Genomic DNA, 17,502 nt, shown 5'->3' on the forward strand with positions numbered 1-17,502 from the left:
CCCGGCGCGGTCGATCATAGGCGATAGAACCGCTTTGCATTGTCGTGGAAGAGCTTTGCCTGGTCTTCCACCGACAAGGCAGAGGCAATGGTCTTGAACGTGTCGTATATCTGATCATAACTCATCTGGATCTTGGAAACCGGGTAGTCCGTGCCGAACATGCTGCGTTCGGTGCCGAAGCAGTCGATGCAGTGCATTGCGACATCACGGATGCTCTCCAGTGTCCAGTCATGGTCATAGGCACCGGGGTTGGAGATCTTGATCGCGATATTGGGGCAGGCCGAGATCAGTTTCAGGCCATCGCGCCAGCGCTGCATGCCCTCGCCGTCGCGGTCGATCGGGCTACCGCAGTGGTTGATGATGATCTGGAGATCCGGCAGCGAGTCGGCGATCTCGCGCACGATGCTTGCCTGATAGGGATACATCATCAGTTCGAGGTTCAGGCCATGCGCCTGCAAAAGCGCGATATCGCGTCGCCAATCGGCGTTGCGTCCGAGTTCCGGATCGGTGACGAAGCACTTCTTCGGATCGGGATGCCAGCTCAGGATTCCGCGAATGCCGGTCACGCGATCGAAGGCCGCCTGCTCGGCGATCACCCGCTCGGCGCCGCCCCTACCGAGAGATGCCCCAGCGACATAACGCAGCGCAACGCCCTTCGACTTGTCGAGCGTCTCCAGCCAGCGCGTCTCCCCGACCGGATCGCCGGCCCAAAGCGCCTCGATATGAACGGTCGCTACGACGTTGTGGCGAGCGGCGTCCCTTGCGTAGTCATCCGGCAAATAATCGTGGGCGATCCTTTCCAGGCCTGCAATGGCTTGTACCGTCGGATCGGACGGCACCAGCCACGCATGCTTGCCCATGGAAAGATCCCATAGGTGGTGATGCGGATCGATGATCGGTCCCGAATACATGTCGCCTGGCCCCTTGTTCCAGAATATTGATGCAGTGCGCCAACATCGACCGCCGCGATCACCCTATCGGCCACTCCCGCTCGGGTAGTGTGCATGGCCTTCGCACATGCGGTATTGTGAAATCCGGACATCCGTTCGCGATGGGTTGGCCGCATCGGTGCGTTTGACTGGCCCGACCTCAGACAAGGCCGCGACGCCAGCGAAGCGGCGTCATGCCCGTCACTTTCCGGAAAGAGGTCGTGAAATGACTCTGGTCGGCAAAGCCGCAGGAAAGTGCGATTTCGGCCAGTGAGAGTTTCTGCTTGCCAAGCAGGTCCTTGGAGCGGCCTACACGCTTGGCCACGATCCAGTCATGCGGCGTCTTTCCGGTGGCCTGCCGGAACATGCGCGAGAAGTGCCGCACGCTCCAGCCGGTGATATCGGCCAATTCCAGAAGCGGGATGTCGCGATGCAGATGCGTGTCGACATAGTCCTCGAGCCTACGCCACTCGCGTAGCGAAAACAGGCTGGGCGGAAGCATCGGCATGAGCGTGCCGGCGCGCATTGCGAGGTGACAGACAAGCGCTTCCACCAGCCGGTCGGCAAGCAGGCGGCTGATCGGCTCTTCCTCGCCGCTGTTTTCCCACAGCCGCCGCAGAACTGCGGCGACGAAGGGGTCGTTGCCGGATGAGCCGCCTAGCGGTGCGAAGGTTGTGGCGAGGTCCCCCGGGCAATCCGGCCCCAACAGCTGACGTACCAGCGCCACGGGGATAGCCAGGATGATCAGCCGGCGGTCGCCACCCGTACGCCAGCGGCTGTCGGTCCCCGGCGGAACGATGATCAGATCGCCGGTGCATGACTGCCCGGAGACCCAGCCCGACCCCATGTTCCAGTCATAGCTGCACGAAGCATCGAGTGGCGTCGAGACGACCAGTTCGTCAACTGCCGGATCGGCGAATTCGTGCCGACCCTGATCGACCAGGATCAGGCTGGAACGCATGCTGCCTTGGACATGCCTGTGCTGCTGTGGAAAGACACCGTAAGCCGACCGCAAGTAGAAGTCGGCATAGGTCCGATAAGCGGGATCAACCTGCGCTGTCTGAGTTCTCAAATCTGGCTTCCGTGCAACGCTGCGGGGTTCGACAAGGCATCCATAAATCTATCAAACCGCCCCTGCGATCATTGAGCAAGCCTGCGGGCCGCAACAGCCAGGCGCCGCACCCCTTCGTGCAGCCGCTCGGGCGCATTGAGCGTAAAGTTGATGCGAATGGCGCGACGATCCTCTCCGGTCACGTCGAACACGCTGCTCGGCGTGACACAGACACCTTCCTCCAGCCCCAACCGCATCAGCGCGTCCGTGTCGAGCGATGGATTGCGCGCCGTCGCCCAGACGAACATGCCCCCTTGCGGCTTTTCCCAGACGAAGAGCGAGCCCAGATGTTCTTCCATCGCATCGCACAAGGCGTCACGGCGCGCGCGGTAGAGCGCCAGGATCTGAGGCTGCATGCGCTCGGGCAATCGGGCGTCCAGTGCGTCGAGCGCGAGCCGCTGGCTGAGGCCGCTGGTGCACATATCCGAGCCCTGTTTTGCGACGGTCAGCGCCCGGATCATCTCGGGCGCAGCGATCACCCAGCCGACGCGCAAGCCGGGCGCAACCTCCTTGGAAAGTGTGCCCGTATAGATGACGGGTCCCCGATAGGGTTCGGCACCGGCCTCGCCCAGCAGCCTACCCGAAAGCGAAAGCAGGCGCGGCAGCGGAGCACCGTCGTAGTAAAGACCGCCATACGGGTCGTCCTCGACCAGCCAGACGCCGGTCTGGTGCGCCGCTTCCACCATCGCGACGCGTTGGCCGTGGGTCACCAGCTTGCCGCTTGGATTGGAAAAGTTGGGCACCGTGTAGGCGAAGCTGGCGCCCTCAAATGCTGTTGGATAGTCCAGCATGCTGCTGCCCGGTGTGAATGGGCGATAGCGCGGCGCGCGCGGCCGCCATGCGTCGATCGCGCCAAGATAGGTTGGAGCATGCGCGGCGATGACGCTGCCTTTTTCGAGCAGCACCTTGCCGATCAGGTCGAGCGCCTGCATGCCTGCCGTGGTGACGATGACGTTTTCGCGCGTCAGCCGCACATGCTCGTCGCTGAAGCGTTCGGCCAAGCGGTCACGCAACGCCGGCAAACCATCGATCTGACTGTAGCCCAGCACTTCCGTTCCGTGCTTGCGAAGCGCCTCGGCAGCGAGGCCGGCCAGTTCCTCGGCGGGATAGGTGGCCGGCTCGGGCAAGCCGCCGGCGAGGTTGATCACGTCGGCCCTTTCCGCCACCGACAGGAAGGTCTTGGTGACGTCATTGGTCGTCGACAGCCACGCCGCAAATGGCGGCCGCCCGCCGCCCGCCGCCTTTGCCTGGTCGCTCATCGACGGGGCGAGATTGCTTGCCACCACGTCCACCTTCTCAGACCAACGGATCGGGCGCGGCGCTCTGCGGCCGGCCTTCCTGAAGAATCATCCTTCCGTCGGACGCCGCGGCCCGGCGAAATTCCGACACGCGCTGATACTCCGGATCGTTGTACCAAGCCTCGGCCGACGCCCGATCGGGGAATTCGAGGATCACCATGCGTTGCCTGAAGGGTTCACCTTCCGAGGTCGTGACCGGCTCGCCGCGCGTCAGAAACCTGCCGCCGTAGCGTGCCAGGGTGCCGGGCGTCACCGCTGTGTATTTCTTGTAGGTTTCGGCATCGTGCACAGTCATCGTGCAGATCATGTAAGCTGCCAATGCTTCATCCTCCTCCGCGTTGCGTTGGGGTCGAGCTTAGGACGGGCTTGAGAGCGTTTTACACCAAATGACGTCGTCATCTCTGGTTCTGTTGGAGTTACTCACTATGATCAGGGTGAAATTTGGTGGAATCGGTCATGACAATTCTGGACGCTCTCGATCACAAGATCCTGCGCGAACTGCAGGTGGATGCGCGTATCTCGACGGTCGATCTCGCTGCGCGGGTCGGCCTGTCTGCGACGCCCTGCGCACGCCGGGTAAAACGCCTGGAGGACAGGGGTGTCATCCAGGGCTACGCTGCGAAGATCAACCCGTCGGCGATGGGTTTGGCGATCTGCGTCATGGTCTCGGTGCGTCTGGGCAAGCAAGGCCCCGAAGGAGCCGGTGAATTCCTGCGCGAGGTCGCTAAACGGCCGGAGATCACCGAATGCCTGCTGGTGACGGGCAATATCGACTACCTGCTGCGTGTCTGGGTCAAGGACATAGCCGCGCTCCGCAACTTCATCAGCAATGTCCTGCAATCGATCCCGTCGGTAGCTGAGACTTCCACGATGGTGGTGCTGAACCTTGACTAGCCGTTCGACCTTTCAAGCGTTTCAGACATTTCAAGGCAGCACGGTGCACGACCTACCAGTCGACGACTGTGCCATCTTCCAGAACCGCATTACTCGTGTGCAGTACTTCGGGCGCGAACGGGTGTCGCGCGCATTCCTTCTCGTCCACCTCGACTCCGAGGCCCGGAGCGTCGGGTACCTGCCAATAGCCGTCAATACGACGAATGGGGCCCTGAACAACATCGAAATACCAAGGGACGGCGCCAACCATCTCCTCCTGGATGACGTGGTTTGGCGTTGAGACCGCGAAATGCAGCGCGGCCGCGCCAGCGATCGGACCGAGTGGGTTGTGCGGCGCCACTCCAACCGAAAAGGCCTCGGCCATCGCAGCGATCTTCTTGGCTTCCCCGAGCCCGCCGCAGTGGCAGATGTCCGGCTGGATAATATCGACTGCACGAGCATTCAGCAGATCGACGAACTCCGGGCGGTCGACAAGGCGCTCCCCAGTCGCCAGCGGCACCGTGACGCGTTGCGCGATCGCTCTTAACGCGGCGGTCTCGCCTGGAGGCACGGGCTCTTCCACGAACATCGGGCGACCGGGCGCCAGCGCGTTGATGTAGGCAATCGAGGCAGCCGCGCTTGCCGGGCGGCCATGGAAATCCACCATGATCTCGACCGAATTGCCAGTCGCCTTGCGCATTGCCTCCATCATGCGGGCGACCTTGTCGATCTCGGGCAGGGGCGCATGGTAGTTCGTGTAGGGAATGAAGACGGCCTTGAAAGCGCGGTATCCCTTCTCCACCACCTCGCTTGCGCGTTCCACCAGCGGCGCTTCCTCCAACGTCTCGTACACGGCGCGCATGTCGCCGAGGCCGAGATGGGTATAGACCAGCACCTTGTCGCGGACCTTGCCGCCGAGCAGCCGCCACACCGGCACGCCGAAGTCCTTACCCATAATGTCCCACAACGCCATCTCGATGCCGGAGATCGCGCTCATGCCGATCACGCCAAGGCGCCAGAAGCTGTGCTTCTTCATAACCCTCACGGCCTGCTCGATGTCGCGCGGATCGCGTCCGATCATCAGCGGCGAGAGATCTTCGACCGCTCCGGCTACGGCATGCGTCTTCCATTCCAGCGTCGCCTCCCCCCAGCCGAAAAGCCCCGGCTGGTCGGTCTCGACCTTGACGAAAACCCAGTTGCGCATCTCTGCGTTGACGATGCGGGTCGTTATGGCGGTGATCTTCAAGGTCTTGGCACCTGATGCGAGGGAGGGAGGGAGACAGCGTTAGCCCGCGAAGCGCGGCTCGGGCAGGCCGCGCACGCCGACATCGAGAGCAAGAATGCCGCCGGCATGAGGCTGCTGCTTCAAGGCCTCGGTCGAGAGATCCCAGATGGCGGACGTGACGTAAAGCGTCGAGAGATCGGGGCCGCCGAACATGCAACTCGTTGGTTTCTGGACGGGCAATGGGACGATGCGGTCGACGCGGCCGTCGGGTGCGTAACGCACCAGCCGCCAGCCGTCCCACTGCGCATTCCACAGAAACCCTTGCGCGTCGATCGTCGAACCGTCGGGGTTCCCAGGCTGACCCGTGCAATCTGTGAACACACGGCGATTGGCAATCGCCCCATGTTCCAGGTCAAAGTCGTAGGCGAAGATCGTACGGATCAGCGTATCGGCAAAGTAGAATGTCCGGTCATCCGGGCTCCAAGCCAGGCTGTTGGAGATACCGATACCTTCCTCCATCGTCGTACAGGACAGATCGGGATCGAGACGATACAGGCCGCCCGTACGGTTCTTGAGGGAATCGTCCATCGTCCCTGCCCAGAAGCGGCCGCGCCGATCGCACTTCCCATCATTGAAGCGATTGCTTGGCTTGTCGGCCTCGGGGGCGGCGAGCCGTTCGATCGCACCGGTCTTCGGGTCGAAAAAGGCGAAGCCGGAGGCGAGCGCCAGCACGATGCCTCCCGCCACGCGCAGCGCCAGCGAGGCGACGCGCTCGGGCAGGCGCCAGGTGCGGGTTTCGCCGGACCCCGGATGGAAGCGCTGCAGCAGGCACCCCTCGATATCAACCCAATAGAGTGCCTGCTCGCCCACGTCCCACACGGGCACCTCGCCCAGCTTGTTCGCGCAGTCGACGACGCAGAAAACCTCCGGCGCTGACGCCTCCCTTGTCATGACCTCTTCCTCTTCCTCGACAGTCGAAGCGAGTAGCCTGCGACCGCGAGCAGGGTGAGGCCGCCGGTCCAGATATACTGGTAGTAGGCGGAAACCTGCATCAGGTTCAGCGCATTCTGCATCACCCCGACCGCCACGGCGCCAAGCAGCACCCCGATCGCGGTGCCACGCCCACCGAACACGGAGACGCCACCCACCACGACAGCCGTCACCGAGGCGAGCGTGAAGATCGAACCGGCCTGCGGATCGCCGCTTCCGATACGTGCGGTCACGATAAGGCCGGCCATGGCGGCGCAAATTCCGCAAAAGACATAGGCGGCCCCGCGAATCCAGGATGTCCGGATCCCCACAGCCAGACTTGCCTCGCTGCTCGATCCGACGGCATAGAGGCGTTGGCCCAGGCGCCCCCGCAGCATCAAGTATTCGAAAGCAATATAGAAAAATACGATCGCGAGCGCTGCGACCGGCATCGGGCCCAGCGAGGTCTCGAAGAAGTCGAGGAAATCATCGCTCACGAGCCCGCCGGGGCTGGGCCGGACAATCAGCGCAAGGCCGAAGACGAGCGAGTAGGTGGCAAGCGTCGCGACGAGGTCGGGGATCTTCAACCGCACGATCAGGAAAGCGTTGACCAGGCCCGTCGCCGCACCGGCCGCCAGAGCAGCGCCGATGGCAGCCACGACTCCAGCACCACCTTCGGTCGCGGCAAGGAAGGAGGCCATGGCCGTGACGAGACTGATGAGGGGACCGACGGACAAATCGATGCCGCCCAGCACGACCACGCAGAACTGTCCAAGCGCAACGAGAGCCAGCGGCGCCACCTGCGCGGCAATGTTGGACAGGTTGCGCGACGTCAGGAAAAAATCGGAGTAGCGGGTCGTCGCCAGCCCCAGCAATGCTATGAGCAGCAGCAGCAACAGCGGACCTATGTAACGGGAAAGCAGGCCAGAACCGGCTGCCGAGCCCGTTGTAGCTGGGGCCGAAGGTGTTGTTGCGTCGCCGATCATTTGCGTGGCAGCCTGCGGATCGCCATGCGTCTGCCCGGCCTCGACGGCGCTGCCGACGATCCTCTCCTCCGTCGCATCGGCGCCGGCGATTTCGTCGACGATCCGGCCTTTAGAGAAGACGAGGATGCGGTCGCTCAACCCTATCAGTTCCAGAAGGTCGGAGGCGACCAGGATTACGGCCGCGCCGGTTTCGGCCAGCGCGCGGATCCGCCGGTAGATCTCGAGCTTGGTGGCAACGTCGACGCCGCGGGTCGGATCCTCGAAGACATAGACCTTGGGATTGCCGACGGTCCATCGGCCGAGCACGACCTTCTGCTGGTTGCCGCCCGATAGCGCGCGTACAGCCTGCTCGCCAGAGGACGCCTTGATTGTGAAACGCGACATCGCATCGCGCGTCTCCCGGCGCTCTCGGGGGGCGGGGATGCGTCCGAGACCAGCCCATTCCGCCAGATGCGGAACAGACAGATTCTCGCGGATGGAGTGCGGCATGAACAGGCCCTCGCGGTGCCTGTCGCCGGGAATATAGACCAAGCCGGCCTTGATGGCGTGCGCGGGCGATTTGAAGCGCGCCGGGTTGCCGTCCAACATCACCGAGCCGGCGCAGGGGGCCAAGCCATAAAGAGCGCGGGCGACATCGGCTTGGCCATTACCCTGGATGCCACCGAAGCCGACGATCTCTCCGGCGCCAACACTGAAGGAAAGATGGCTGAAAAGACCGGGGCTCGAAAGCGCCTCGACCTTGAGCCGCTCCGCACCCACCGCTTGCGCGCGTGGTGGATAGGCCAGGGCGAGATCGCGCCCGACCATCATCGCCACGAGCTGCTCATGGTCCACGGCGTCGCGGTCGACCGTTCCGACGAGCTCTCCGTCCTTGAGAACGGTGATACGATCGGCGATCGCGAAGACTTCCGGCAGCCTATGGGAAATGAAAATGACCGCGGTGCCCTGACGCTTGAGTTCGGTCACAATCGAGAACAGCCGTTCGATTTCAGCCGCGTCGAGGGCCGAAGTCGGCTCATCGAGGATCAAGACAGAAGGATCGCCCGTCAATGCCCGCGCGATCTCCACGATCTGGCGTTCGGCGACCTCAAGATCCCTGACCAGACGAGTCATCGGCAAGGTCACGCCGAGACGACCCAGGATAGTGCGCGCGCCCTCCTCCATGGCCCCACGATCGACCGTGATCGCACCGCCTGGTTAGCGTCCCAGCCAGATGTTCTGCGCTACGTCGAGATCGGGAACAAGGCGCGTGTCCTGGTAGACCATCGCGATGCCAAGACCCTGGGAATGACGCGGTCCGGTGATGTGCACCTCGCGCCCCTGGACGAGGATCGTTCCCGCATCGGGTTTCCAGACGCCGGCGATGACGCGCATGAGCGTCGACTTGCCGGCGCCGTTCTCCCCCATCAACGCATGGACCTCGCCTGGACGGCATGCGAACGAAGCGCCTTTCAGCGCCTTGACGCCGACGAAGCTCTTTTCGATGCCCCTCAGTTCTAGCGCGTAGGTGTCCGTCCCAGCGGCCGTGTCGTGCTGCATCCGGTGTCTTTCAGGCAAGGACGGGCCGCATTCTGGAGCGGCCCGCCGGTCAGTTCTTCCAGTTCTCAGCTGAAGAGCTTCTTCAGTTCATCGTCAGTCAGCAGCGTGTCGACGAACACCCCGTCAGGCAGATCCTTCTTGATGAACTGGCTGTAGTTGCTGTCATCCATGAGGACCGGGCTGATGATCTGGCGCCTGGGGGCGTCCTGGCCGGAAAGCAGCTTCATCGCTGTGCGCAAGGCAACGACACCTTCCCATGACGGCTCGGAGACGCAGCCGATCTTGAACTTCGGATTGGCCGCCTTCTGCGCGTCATAGAGCTTGAGAAGCCCATTGTAGTCGTCACCCGTGGCGGGCACCAGCGGACGGTTCGCCGCCATGAGCGCCTTGAGCCCCCCTGCCGCGTCTTGCCCGCCATCGCACCAGATGCCGTCGATCTGCGGATAAGCTGCGATCAGGTCCGCCATGACCACCTTGGCCTTGTCTTCTTGCCAGGACGCATCCTTGAAGGCCAGCACCTCGATGCCGGAACCGAACTGAGTCTGCGCACCTGCCCAGCACTCTGCCGTGTAGGAGTTGCCCGGCAGGCCGCCCAGGGCGACGATCTTGCCCTTGCCGCCCAGCGCATCATTGAGGAATTTGCCTGTGGTCGCGCCCTTCTTCTTCGGATCGGTGCCGATGAATGCGGTCCAGTTGTCTCCTTCGACCGGCAGGTTGAAGGGAATTGTGATGATACCGGCCCTGGTTGCTTTCCTCAGTGCTGGAACAACCGCCGTGCCCGAGTTGGGTATGACAAGCAGGGCATCGACATTCTGCGCGATCAGGTCCTCGATGTCATTGACCTGCTTGGTGATATCACCCTGGCCGTCGACCGTGATCAGGTCGTACTTGTCCTTGTTGGCGGCAGCCTCGGTCTGCATGGAGGCAAGGTTCTGCGTGCGCCAGGTGTTGCCCGAGAAGCCGTTCGAGAAGCCGATACGCATCTTGCCAGATTTTTGCGTGCCATTGGCCATGTCGGCCGAGCCTTCGATCTTGGCGTTGCTGATCACGTCGGCCAAGGCGCCACGGGCGAGTGTCAAGGAACCGATGGCGGCCCCTGCGCCCATCATCAGCAGCTTGCGGCGGTCGATTGTATATTCTGTCATTGCTCTCCTCCTTCTGGGATTTCACCGTTCATCGGCACTCGCGCCGATTAGCCGGTAGACGATCACGCTCAGGGCGATGAGAACGCCCTGGATGACGTATTGGGTGCCCGTGGATACCTGGGCGATGTTGGTGAAGCTGTTGAGTTCGGTTACGAACAGCGCGCCGGCGACGGTGGCGAGCACGCTTCCAATGCCACCCGTTAGCGCAGTTCCTCCGACAACGACGGCGACGACCGAAGTCAGCAGGAACTGGTTGCCGATGCCGAGGCTCGGATTGCCGATATAGGCCGTGAGCAGAAGGCCGCCGAGCACGGCCAGCATGGCTGAGAGCGCGTAGGCTATGACCAGGACGCTGCGCGCCGGCACACCCATGAACCGCGCCGCAGTCTCATTGGCGCCGACCGCATAAATCCACCGGCCGAGCGTCGTGCGCCGCATGATCCAGGCGAGCGCAAGCGTAATGGCCAACCAGCACAAAGCGCTCGCTGGAAGGCCGAAAAGCGAGCCCTGACCAACCACGTTGAAGGCCGGCGCGGAGGTTCCGTACGGCGCGCCGCCCGTGTAAACGAGGGCCGCGCCGAACAGGATGGCGTTCATGGCCAGGGTGGCGATGATTGGCGCAATGCGCAGGACCGCGATCAGAATCCCGTTGATCACGCCGACCCCTAGTCCAAGCGCCAGGCAACAGGCCAGTGCCAGCGGAATACGCTCGTTCTGGCCCATCATGATGCTGGTCGCCAGGATGTTGGTCATGGTGACGACGCCTGCGACGGAAAGATCGATGCCGCCGACGAGCAGGGCAAGTGTCTGACCCGACGCGACCAGCCCAAGGAAGGCGGTGACCTGAAGGATGTTGAGGACCTGCTCAGGTTTCAGCATGGCGGGCGAGAAGAAACCCGCCACGGCGTAAAGCACGATCACCGCGACCCAGACCGGATAGCGCCGCACCATGCCGAGCGCCGGGCGCATTTATGCGAACTTCTCTGTTGTCATCGGGTCGTGCACGATGCTTCCTGCAAAATTGGCATGCCCTGTATCACGCGCAAGTCGCTGATGTAAACAGGTTCGGCGAAAATTTAGGCAAAATGAGCTTGACCTATCATATAGGTTGAAGCGATAAGGAGCGGAATGACTGCGATGACAAAAATGATAGAAACCGGCGACGCGCCGCAGTCGCTCGTCGACGCCGTCGCGGACAGGGTGGTTGACCACATTCGCACCAATGCACTTGCACCCGGTTCCCCGCTTCCCAGTGAGTCGGCGTTCGCTGGCGAAGCAGGCGCCTCGCGCGCCGTCGCCCGCGAAGCCTTCAGAAGCCTTGCCGCGTTGCGGCTGATCGATGTCGGCAACGGCCGGCGCGCGCGCGTGGCGCCCGCAGACGGCTCCGCGATCGGCCGTATGATCGACCATTGCGTCTATACCAACCAGCTTTCCGTCCAGCAGATATTCGACGTGCGCCGCACGATCGAACTGAGGACGGCCGCCCTCGCATCCCTGCGCCGCACCGACCAGGAGGCTGACGAGATTTGTGCGCTCGCAGACGGGATGAAGCTGAGCTTTGCAACGACAGGCGACGTGATGGAACTCGACATCTCTTTCCACGCTGCCGTGGCGCGAGCGTCGCGCAACCCCCTTTTCGCCTTGCTGGTCACATCCTTTGCTTCGGTCACGCGGCAGAATTGGGCAATCGGTTGGGCCGCCCGCCCAACCGACGCCGAGCGCATGGGTAGCATCGAAGGCCATGGCACAATCGCCGCCGCCATCCGGCGCGGTGATGCGAGGGCGGCCGAGAAGGCGATGGCGGACCATTTCGACCTCACCGTCCGCGCCCTGCTCACCGCCGGAGTCGTTTGATCCGCGGCACGCTCCAACCCTTGATACCGCCGCATCGAAATCGAGTTGAGAATGAGTGCGATCCCCTACTTCGACCTGACGGGCAAGACCGCGCTGGTGACCGGGTCGTCCGGCGGACTGGGTCTGGCCATGGCCCGTGGCCTGGCGGAAGCAGGCGCTGAGGTTGTTCTCAACGGACGTGATGCCGACAGGCTCGCGCAGGCGGCAGCGAGCTTCGCCGAGCGCGCAGCACAGGTTCACTGCAGTGTATTTGACGTATGCGATGAAGGCGATCCGGAGCGCGTCCGCACGCCTCGACGACGAGGGTCGCACCATCGATATCCTGGTCAACAATGCCGGCGTCCAGTTTCGCCGGCCGATGCTCGAGCTGGAAAGCGCCGATTGGCGGGGGGTGCTGGAGACCAGTCTCACCAGCGCCTTCATCGTGGGCCGCGAGGCCGCCCGCCGGATGGTTGCAAGGGGCGGCGGCAAGATCATCAATATAGTGAGGTCGCGCGCGCCAGCGTCGCCCCGTACACGGCAGCGAAGGGCGGCATCAAGATGCTTACCCGCGCGATGGCGGCCGAATGGGCGGCCCACGGCATCCAGGCCAATGCGATCGGCCCGGGCTGCATCGATACCGAAATGAACAAGGCGTTGACGTCCGACCCCAAGTTCGATGCCTGGGTCAAGGGTCGCACGCCCTCGGACCGATGGGGCCTGCCTAAGGATCTGGTTGGAACCGCAATCTTCCTCGCATCGCCCGCCTCGGATTGCGTCAACGGCCAGATCATCTATGTCGACGGCGGCATGCTTGCCGTCCTCTAGCCGGCCACTTCAGGGAATCAAAATGCTCGGTGTCGTCGTCCATGCTGCTCTCGATCTCCGCGTCGAGGAGATTAACAATATCGAACCGGGGCCAGGTGAGGTTCAAATCCGTATTGCGGCAGGCGGAATCTGCGGTTCGGACCTGCATTACTTCAATCACGGGGGAACGGATTCGATCCGTTTGCGCGAGCCGATGATCCTCGGCCATGAGATCGCCGGCACCATCGCGGCCCTTGGCCCCGGCGTCTCCGGCATCGCGCCGGGAACACGCGTGGCGATCAATCCCAGCCGGCCCTGTGGTGATTGCGAGAATTGCCGGGCCGGTCTGCGCAACCACTGCATCGATATGCGCTTCATGGGCAGCGCCATGCGCTTCCCGCATATCCAGGGCGGATTCCGTGAAATGCTTTGTGTCGATCGGGATCAGGTCTTTCCCGTCGCCGAGGACGTGTCGCTGGGTGAGGCCGCAATGGCCGAGCCGCTTGCCGTGTGCCTGCACGCCGTCAGACGGGCGGGGCCGCTCGAAGGGCGCCAGGTGCTGGTCACCGGCTGCGGGCCGATCGGCATCCTGACCATCATGGCCGCCCGCGATGCCGGCGCTGCCGGAATCGTGGCGACCGACATCCACGATTCCGCCCTTGCTCTGGCGCACAAACTCGGGGCCGACCATGTCCTGAATGTGGCGGAAGATCCTGAGGCGCTTGCCGAGTTCGCCAAGCGGAGCGGCGCATTCCACGTCCATTTCGAAGCTTCGGGAAGCGCATTGGTCCTGCGCGGTGCGCTCCCTCACCTGCGTCCACGCGGCATATTGGTGCAGCTTGGTCTGGGAGGCGACGTCGGGCTTCCCCTTAACCTGGTCGTGACCCGCGAGATCGATCTTCGCGGCAGCTTCCGCTTCGACAAGGAGTTCGAGGAGGCCGTCGCTCTCATCAACAGCGGGCGCATCGATGTAAGGCCACTGCTCAGCGCCGTTTTTCCGCTCGACAGAGTGTTGGAGGCCTTTGCGCTGGCGAATGACAAATCGAAGGCGACAAAGGTCCAGATCAGCTTTGGTCAGGACATCCAGCAACAACCGAGCGCCGGGACGATGCTCGGCCACCGGTGATTCATCCACCCCATGGCCGCCAGGGTGCGGCGAAGACCGACCGAGGAGCCGCCAAGCCCAAGATCACCGCGATCCGCACCTTAAGGCTGCAAGAGTTCGCCAATGTGCTTTGGGTTCAACTCGAGACCGATGCCGGCTTCATTGGGCTCGGCAAGACCTCCTACGGCGCTGGCGCCGTGGAGGCCCATATCCACGAAGTACTGTCCAGTCGCCTGCTTGGCCGGGACCCCCTCCACGTCGAGGCGCTGTCGCGGGAACTGGTGAACCTGCCGCTGGCGCAATCCTCCACCGGCAGCGGAATACAGGGCTGCTTGCGCGATCGATCTGGCCCTGTGGGACATATTCGGCACGGTCTGCAACCTTCCTGTCCACCAAATGCCGGGCGGCGCCTGCCATACGCGCATCCCCGTCTACAACAGCTGTGCGGGCTACGGCTATGTGCGTTCGAACCGCATCAAACCGGTCGACACCTGGAACATGGGAGCGTCCGACGGTCCTTACGAAGACCTCGTCTCCTTCATGACTGACGCCGGCGCATTGGCCGAAAATCTGCTGGAGAGCGGCATCACAGCTATGAAGATATGGCCCTGCGACCCCGCCGCCGTGGACAACGATGGGCGATTGATCACGGCAGGCCAGCTTCGCACAGCCCTTTCGCCGTTCGAGAAAATCCGCAAGCGCGTCGGCGACCAGATGCAGATCATGGTCGAGTTCCATTGCCTGTGGCATCTGCCCAGCATCAAGCGTATCGCACGCGAACTCGAAGCCTTTCAACCGACCTGGTACGAGGACCCTATCGGCATGAATTCGACCTCTGCGCTTGCCGAGCTTGCCGCGCCGACTGAGACTTTCGGACAACAACCCATCTCCGGGTGAATGGCGAGCTGGTTGCAAATGTGGGAGCGCCCTTACGAGCCTCCACGCCCCAAAGCGGCCATGCGCCGATGCCTGCAATCGCGAAAGGATGCGGATGACTGCTGTTCAACCAATGATGAAGCCTCAGATCGAATTTTGGTGCTTCTTCCCTATTTGCACTTAGGATACGCCATGGCCAGCAACAGCCGATAGCCACAGCCCGCGAGGACCGATCCACTCTCAAAGAGCGCGTGCAGGTTGACAACACCTTGGCTGCTGCAACATCCTGCCGGTCTTTAGACTGGGAGGTAGCATGACTATTTCGATCAACCGCCGCACCTTTTCCATAGGCGCGAGCGCTCTGGCGCTGGCTGCGGCCGGATTTTCGCCGGCACGCGCGCAGCAGGCATTTTTCCGCATCGGCACGGGCGGAACGTCCGGCACCTACTATCCGGTGGGCGGCCTGATCGCCAACGCCATCTCGGCAACGGGGCCGGCCGGCGTCGAAGGCTTGGTCGCCAGCGCCACGTCCTCCAACGGTTCGGTAGCCAATATCAGCGCCATCCAGTCGGGAGCGTCCGAATCGGGCTTCACGCAATCCGACGTTGCCTACTGGGCGTATTCGGGCACTGGCCTCTATGAGGGCAAGCCCAAGGTTGACGACCTGCGCCTCATCGCGACGCTCTATCCCGAGACGATCCATTTGGTCGCGCGTGCCGACGCCGGCATCAAGTCGGTGGCGGATCTCAAGGGCAAGCGCGTCTCCCTTGACGAGCCGGGCTCGGGCACCATCGTCGATGCGCGACTTGTGCTTAGCGCTTACGGTCTGACTGAAAAGGACGTGCATCCCGAATACCTCAAGCCTGGCCCGGCCGGAGAGCGGCTGCAGGATGGCGCCATGGACGCCTATTTCTTCGTCGGCGGCTATCCGACCGGCGCCATTGTTGAGCTTGCCACCACCAACAACATCACGCTGGTGCCGATCACCGGCCCCGAAGCAGACAAGCTTCTGTCCGAGCAGAAGTTCTTCTCCACCGACACCGTGCCGGAAGGCACCTACAAAAATGTCGGCGAAACCAAGACCATTTCCGTCGCCGCGCAATGGGTGACCAGCGCCAAGCAGACCGACGACCTCGTCTACAAGATCGTCAAGTCGCTTTACAGCGAAGAAACCCAGAAGGCGCTGCAGGCAGGCCACGCCAAGGGCAAGCTGATCACGCTGCAGAACGCGGTCACCAGCGCCGGCATTCCATTTCATCCCGGCGCGGAGAAATTCTACAAGGAAGTCGGCGCCCTGAAATAGGAGGCACTTGGACCGGCTGACAACAACGAGGCGGAAGGCATGCTTTCCGCCTCTTTTGTCTGGAAATTCAGGACACGGAACCGGCCATGAGCGACGACGAGAAGATCAAGCTTTCCGCAATGGAGTTCGACGAGGAGAACGCTCGCGAACTGGAGGAGAAATTCGACTCCGAAATCCGCTTCCGGCCACTGACCCGTGTCGCGGGCTGGCTGGTCGGCTTCCTCCTGGTGGCGCTGTCCCTGTTTCATTACTACACCGCCGGCTTCGGGCTGCTGCAGGAAATGCTGCACCGCGGCATCCATCTGTCGATGGTGCTGGCGCTGATCTTTCTCGTCTTCCCGCTGGTCAAGAAAAGCTACGACCAGCCCGCGCAGCCCAGCCTGCTGCGGCCGCTCGGCATACCCTTTTTCGACTGGCTGCTGGCGATCGCTGCCGTTGTCGTCGTCATGCACGTGCCTATGATCCCGCTCGACGACCTTGCCTTCCGCGTCGGCAATCCCACGGCGCTCGACGTGGTGTTCGGCCTTATCCTCATCCTGCTTCTGCTGGAAGCGACGCGCCGCTCCGTCGGCATCCCGCTGCCTATCATCGCCGTCGTCTTCATGGCCTACGCGCTGTTGGGACGGTATATGCCGAGCATTCTTGTGCACCCCGGCGCGTCCGTCTCCCAGCTCGTCGATCACCTTTATCTGACAACGCAGGGCATCTACGGCATCGCGCTTGGCGTCGTTGCCACCTACGTCTTCCACTTCGTGTTGTTCGGCGTCTTCGCCACCCGCATTGGCCTCGGTCAGCTCTTCCTCGACTGCGCGGCGTGGGTCGCCGGCCGCTACGCCGGCGGTCCCGCCAAGGTGTCGATCTTCGGCTCGGCGCTGTTCGGGATGATCTCCGGCTCGTCGGTCGCCAACACCGTCACTGTCGGCTCGCTGACCATCCCGGCCATGATCAAGCTCGGCTACAAGAAACATTTCGCCGCAGCGGTGGAAGCGGCGTCCTCGACCGGCGGTCAGGTGACGCCGCCGATCATGGGCGCAGCGGCCTTCCTGATGATCGAATTTCTCGAACTGCCCTACACGACCATCATCCTGGCCGCCATCGTGCCCGCCTTCATGCACTTCTTCGGCGTGTTCATGCAGGTGCATTTCGAGGCTAAGCGAACCGGGCTCAGGGGACTCAGGCCGGACGAGATGCCCGACGTCGTCGAGGCGCTGAAGCGGGACTGGCCGACGATCATCCCGCTCGTCGTCCTCATCGGCGTGCTGCTCTCGGGCTACACGCCCTACATGGCTGCCTTCTGGGGCATCACCTTGTGTATTCTCGTCGGCCTGCTCAATCCACGCCGGCGCATGTCGGTCGCCGATATCGTGATGTGCCTGCGCGACGGCGCCAAATATGCGCTCGCCGTTGGAGCCGCCGCCGCAACCGTCGGCATCGTCGTGGGCGTCGTCACCCTGACCGGAGTGGGCTTCAAGCTGTCCTACATCGTCACATCGACGGCTGGAC

General features: G+C 62.9%; 14 protein-coding genes and 3 pseudogenes. 7 read left to right on the plus strand and 10 right to left on the minus strand.

Going from position 1 to position 17,502, the window contains the following annotated elements; all coding sequences use genetic code 11:
- Nucleotides 1–14 precede the first annotated feature (14 nt).
- The 4 genes from WC739_RS03785 to WC739_RS03800 all read right to left on the minus strand — a co-directional run bounded on the left by WC739_RS03785 (nt 15) and on the right by WC739_RS03800 (nt 3,657).
- Nucleotides 15–911, minus strand: a complete 897-nt coding sequence (locus tag WC739_RS03785) for an amidohydrolase (RefSeq protein ID WP_372951682.1) — start codon at nt 909–911, stop codon at nt 15–17.
- 178 nt (nt 912–1,089) lie between these two features.
- Nucleotides 1,090–2,001 carry a helix-turn-helix domain-containing protein gene (locus WC739_RS03790; RefSeq protein ID WP_372951683.1) on the minus strand — a complete coding sequence of 304 codons (912 nt, stop codon included), beginning with the start codon at nt 1,999–2,001 and terminating at the stop codon, nt 1,090–1,092.
- A 68-nt stretch (nt 2,002–2,069) separates the two neighbouring features.
- Entirely contained in the window at nt 2,070–3,323 is a 1,254-nt protein-coding gene (locus tag WC739_RS03795; protein WP_372951684.1) for a PLP-dependent aminotransferase family protein, read from the minus strand.
- A 13-nt stretch (nt 3,324–3,336) separates the two neighbouring features.
- Entirely contained in the window at nt 3,337–3,657 is a 321-nt protein-coding gene (locus WC739_RS03800; RefSeq protein ID WP_372951685.1) for a DUF1330 domain-containing protein, read from the minus strand.
- A gap of 137 nt (nt 3,658–3,794) precedes the next feature.
- Here WC739_RS03800 and WC739_RS03805 point away from each other — a divergent pair, with 137 nt between their 5' ends.
- Nucleotides 3,795–4,232, plus strand: a complete 438-nt coding sequence (locus tag WC739_RS03805) for an Lrp/AsnC family transcriptional regulator (RefSeq protein WP_372951686.1) — start codon at nt 3,795–3,797, stop codon at nt 4,230–4,232.
- A 52-nt stretch (nt 4,233–4,284) separates the two neighbouring features.
- Here WC739_RS03805 and dgoD read toward each other — a convergent pair whose 3' ends face one another.
- The 6 genes and pseudogenes from dgoD to WC739_RS03835 all read right to left on the minus strand — a co-directional run bounded on the left by dgoD (nt 4,285) and on the right by WC739_RS03835 (nt 11,044).
- On the minus strand, nt 4,285–5,457 hold the full coding sequence (gene dgoD / locus WC739_RS03810) for a galactonate dehydratase (protein WP_372951687.1): 1,173 nt from the start codon (nt 5,455–5,457) through the stop codon (nt 4,285–4,287).
- 39 nt (nt 5,458–5,496) lie between these two features.
- Nucleotides 5,497–6,387, minus strand: a complete 891-nt coding sequence (locus WC739_RS03815) for an SMP-30/gluconolactonase/LRE family protein (RefSeq protein ID WP_372951688.1) — start codon at nt 6,385–6,387, stop codon at nt 5,497–5,499.
- On the minus strand, nt 6,384–8,201 hold the full coding sequence (locus WC739_RS03820) for an ATP-binding cassette domain-containing protein (RefSeq protein ID WP_372951695.1): 1,818 nt from the start codon (nt 8,199–8,201) through the stop codon (nt 6,384–6,386). The genes WC739_RS03815 and WC739_RS03820 overlap by 4 nt, the downstream gene beginning before the upstream one ends.
- A gap of 207 nt (nt 8,202–8,408) precedes the next feature.
- Nucleotides 8,409–8,930, minus strand: a pseudogene (locus WC739_RS03825) (ATP-binding cassette domain-containing protein); the annotation flags it as partial.
- A gap of 65 nt (nt 8,931–8,995) precedes the next feature.
- Nucleotides 8,996–10,075, minus strand: a complete 1,080-nt coding sequence (locus tag WC739_RS03830; protein ID WP_372951689.1) for an ABC transporter substrate-binding protein — start codon at nt 10,073–10,075, stop codon at nt 8,996–8,998.
- Between the two features lie 21 nt (nt 10,076–10,096).
- Entirely contained in the window at nt 10,097–11,044 is a 948-nt protein-coding gene (locus WC739_RS03835) for an ABC transporter permease (RefSeq protein ID WP_372951690.1), read from the minus strand.
- Nucleotides 11,045–11,221: 177 nt separating this feature from the next.
- Here WC739_RS03835 and WC739_RS03840 point away from each other — a divergent pair, with 177 nt between their 5' ends.
- The 6 genes and pseudogenes from WC739_RS03840 to WC739_RS03865 all read left to right on the plus strand — a co-directional run.
- Nucleotides 11,222–11,929, plus strand: coding sequence for a FadR/GntR family transcriptional regulator (locus WC739_RS03840; RefSeq protein ID WP_372951696.1), 708 nt, complete (start codon nt 11,222–11,224; stop codon nt 11,927–11,929).
- Nucleotides 11,930–12,058: 129 nt separating this feature from the next.
- Nucleotides 12,059–12,736: pseudogene (locus WC739_RS03845) on the plus strand (SDR family oxidoreductase).
- 22 nt (nt 12,737–12,758) lie between these two features.
- Nucleotides 12,759–13,841 (plus strand): L-idonate 5-dehydrogenase, encoded by a 1,083-nt coding sequence (locus WC739_RS03850; RefSeq protein WP_372951691.1) that lies wholly within the window; start codon nt 12,759–12,761, stop codon nt 13,839–13,841.
- Nucleotides 13,842–13,903: 62 nt separating this feature from the next.
- A pseudogene (locus WC739_RS03855) lies at nt 13,904–14,693 on the plus strand (enolase C-terminal domain-like protein); the annotation flags it as partial.
- A 316-nt stretch (nt 14,694–15,009) separates the two neighbouring features.
- Nucleotides 15,010–15,999 carry a TAXI family TRAP transporter solute-binding subunit gene (locus WC739_RS03860; RefSeq protein WP_372951692.1) on the plus strand — a complete coding sequence of 330 codons (990 nt, stop codon included), beginning with the start codon at nt 15,010–15,012 and terminating at the stop codon, nt 15,997–15,999.
- Between the two features lie 86 nt (nt 16,000–16,085).
- The coding region (locus tag WC739_RS03865; protein WP_372951693.1) for a TRAP transporter permease at nt 16,086–17,502 on the plus strand (1,417 nt) is incomplete at its 3' end.

Source organism: Mesorhizobium sp. (genome assembly GCF_041661565.1).
Classification (GTDB): Bacteria; Pseudomonadota; Alphaproteobacteria; order Rhizobiales; family Rhizobiaceae; genus Mesorhizobium.

Bases quoted from the DNA above. Each gene is read 5' to 3' on its own strand.
- WC739_RS03815 (WP_372951688.1), bottom strand. From the start codon at position 6,387: ATGACAAGGGAGGCGTCAGCGCCGGAGGTTTTCTGCGTCGTCGACTGC.
- WC739_RS03785 (WP_372951682.1), bottom strand. From the start codon at position 911: ATGTATTCGGGACCGATCATCGATCCGCATCACCACCTATGGGATCTT.
- WC739_RS03820 (WP_372951695.1), bottom strand. From the start codon at position 8,201: ATGATGGTCGGGCGCGATCTCGCCCTGGCCTATCCACCACGCGCGCAA.
- WC739_RS03830 (WP_372951689.1), bottom strand. From the start codon at position 10,075: ATGACAGAATATACAATCGACCGCCGCAAGCTGCTGATGATGGGCGCA.
- WC739_RS03860 (WP_372951692.1), top strand. From the start codon at position 15,010: ATGACTATTTCGATCAACCGCCGCACCTTTTCCATAGGCGCGAGCGCT.
- WC739_RS03835 (WP_372951690.1), bottom strand. From the start codon at position 11,044: ATGCGCCCGGCGCTCGGCATGGTGCGGCGCTATCCGGTCTGGGTCGCG.
- WC739_RS03850 (WP_372951691.1), top strand. From the start codon at position 12,759: ATGCTCGGTGTCGTCGTCCATGCTGCTCTCGATCTCCGCGTCGAGGAG.
- WC739_RS03840 (WP_372951696.1), top strand. From the start codon at position 11,222: ATGATAGAAACCGGCGACGCGCCGCAGTCGCTCGTCGACGCCGTCGCG.
- WC739_RS03805 (WP_372951686.1), top strand. From the start codon at position 3,795: ATGACAATTCTGGACGCTCTCGATCACAAGATCCTGCGCGAACTGCAG.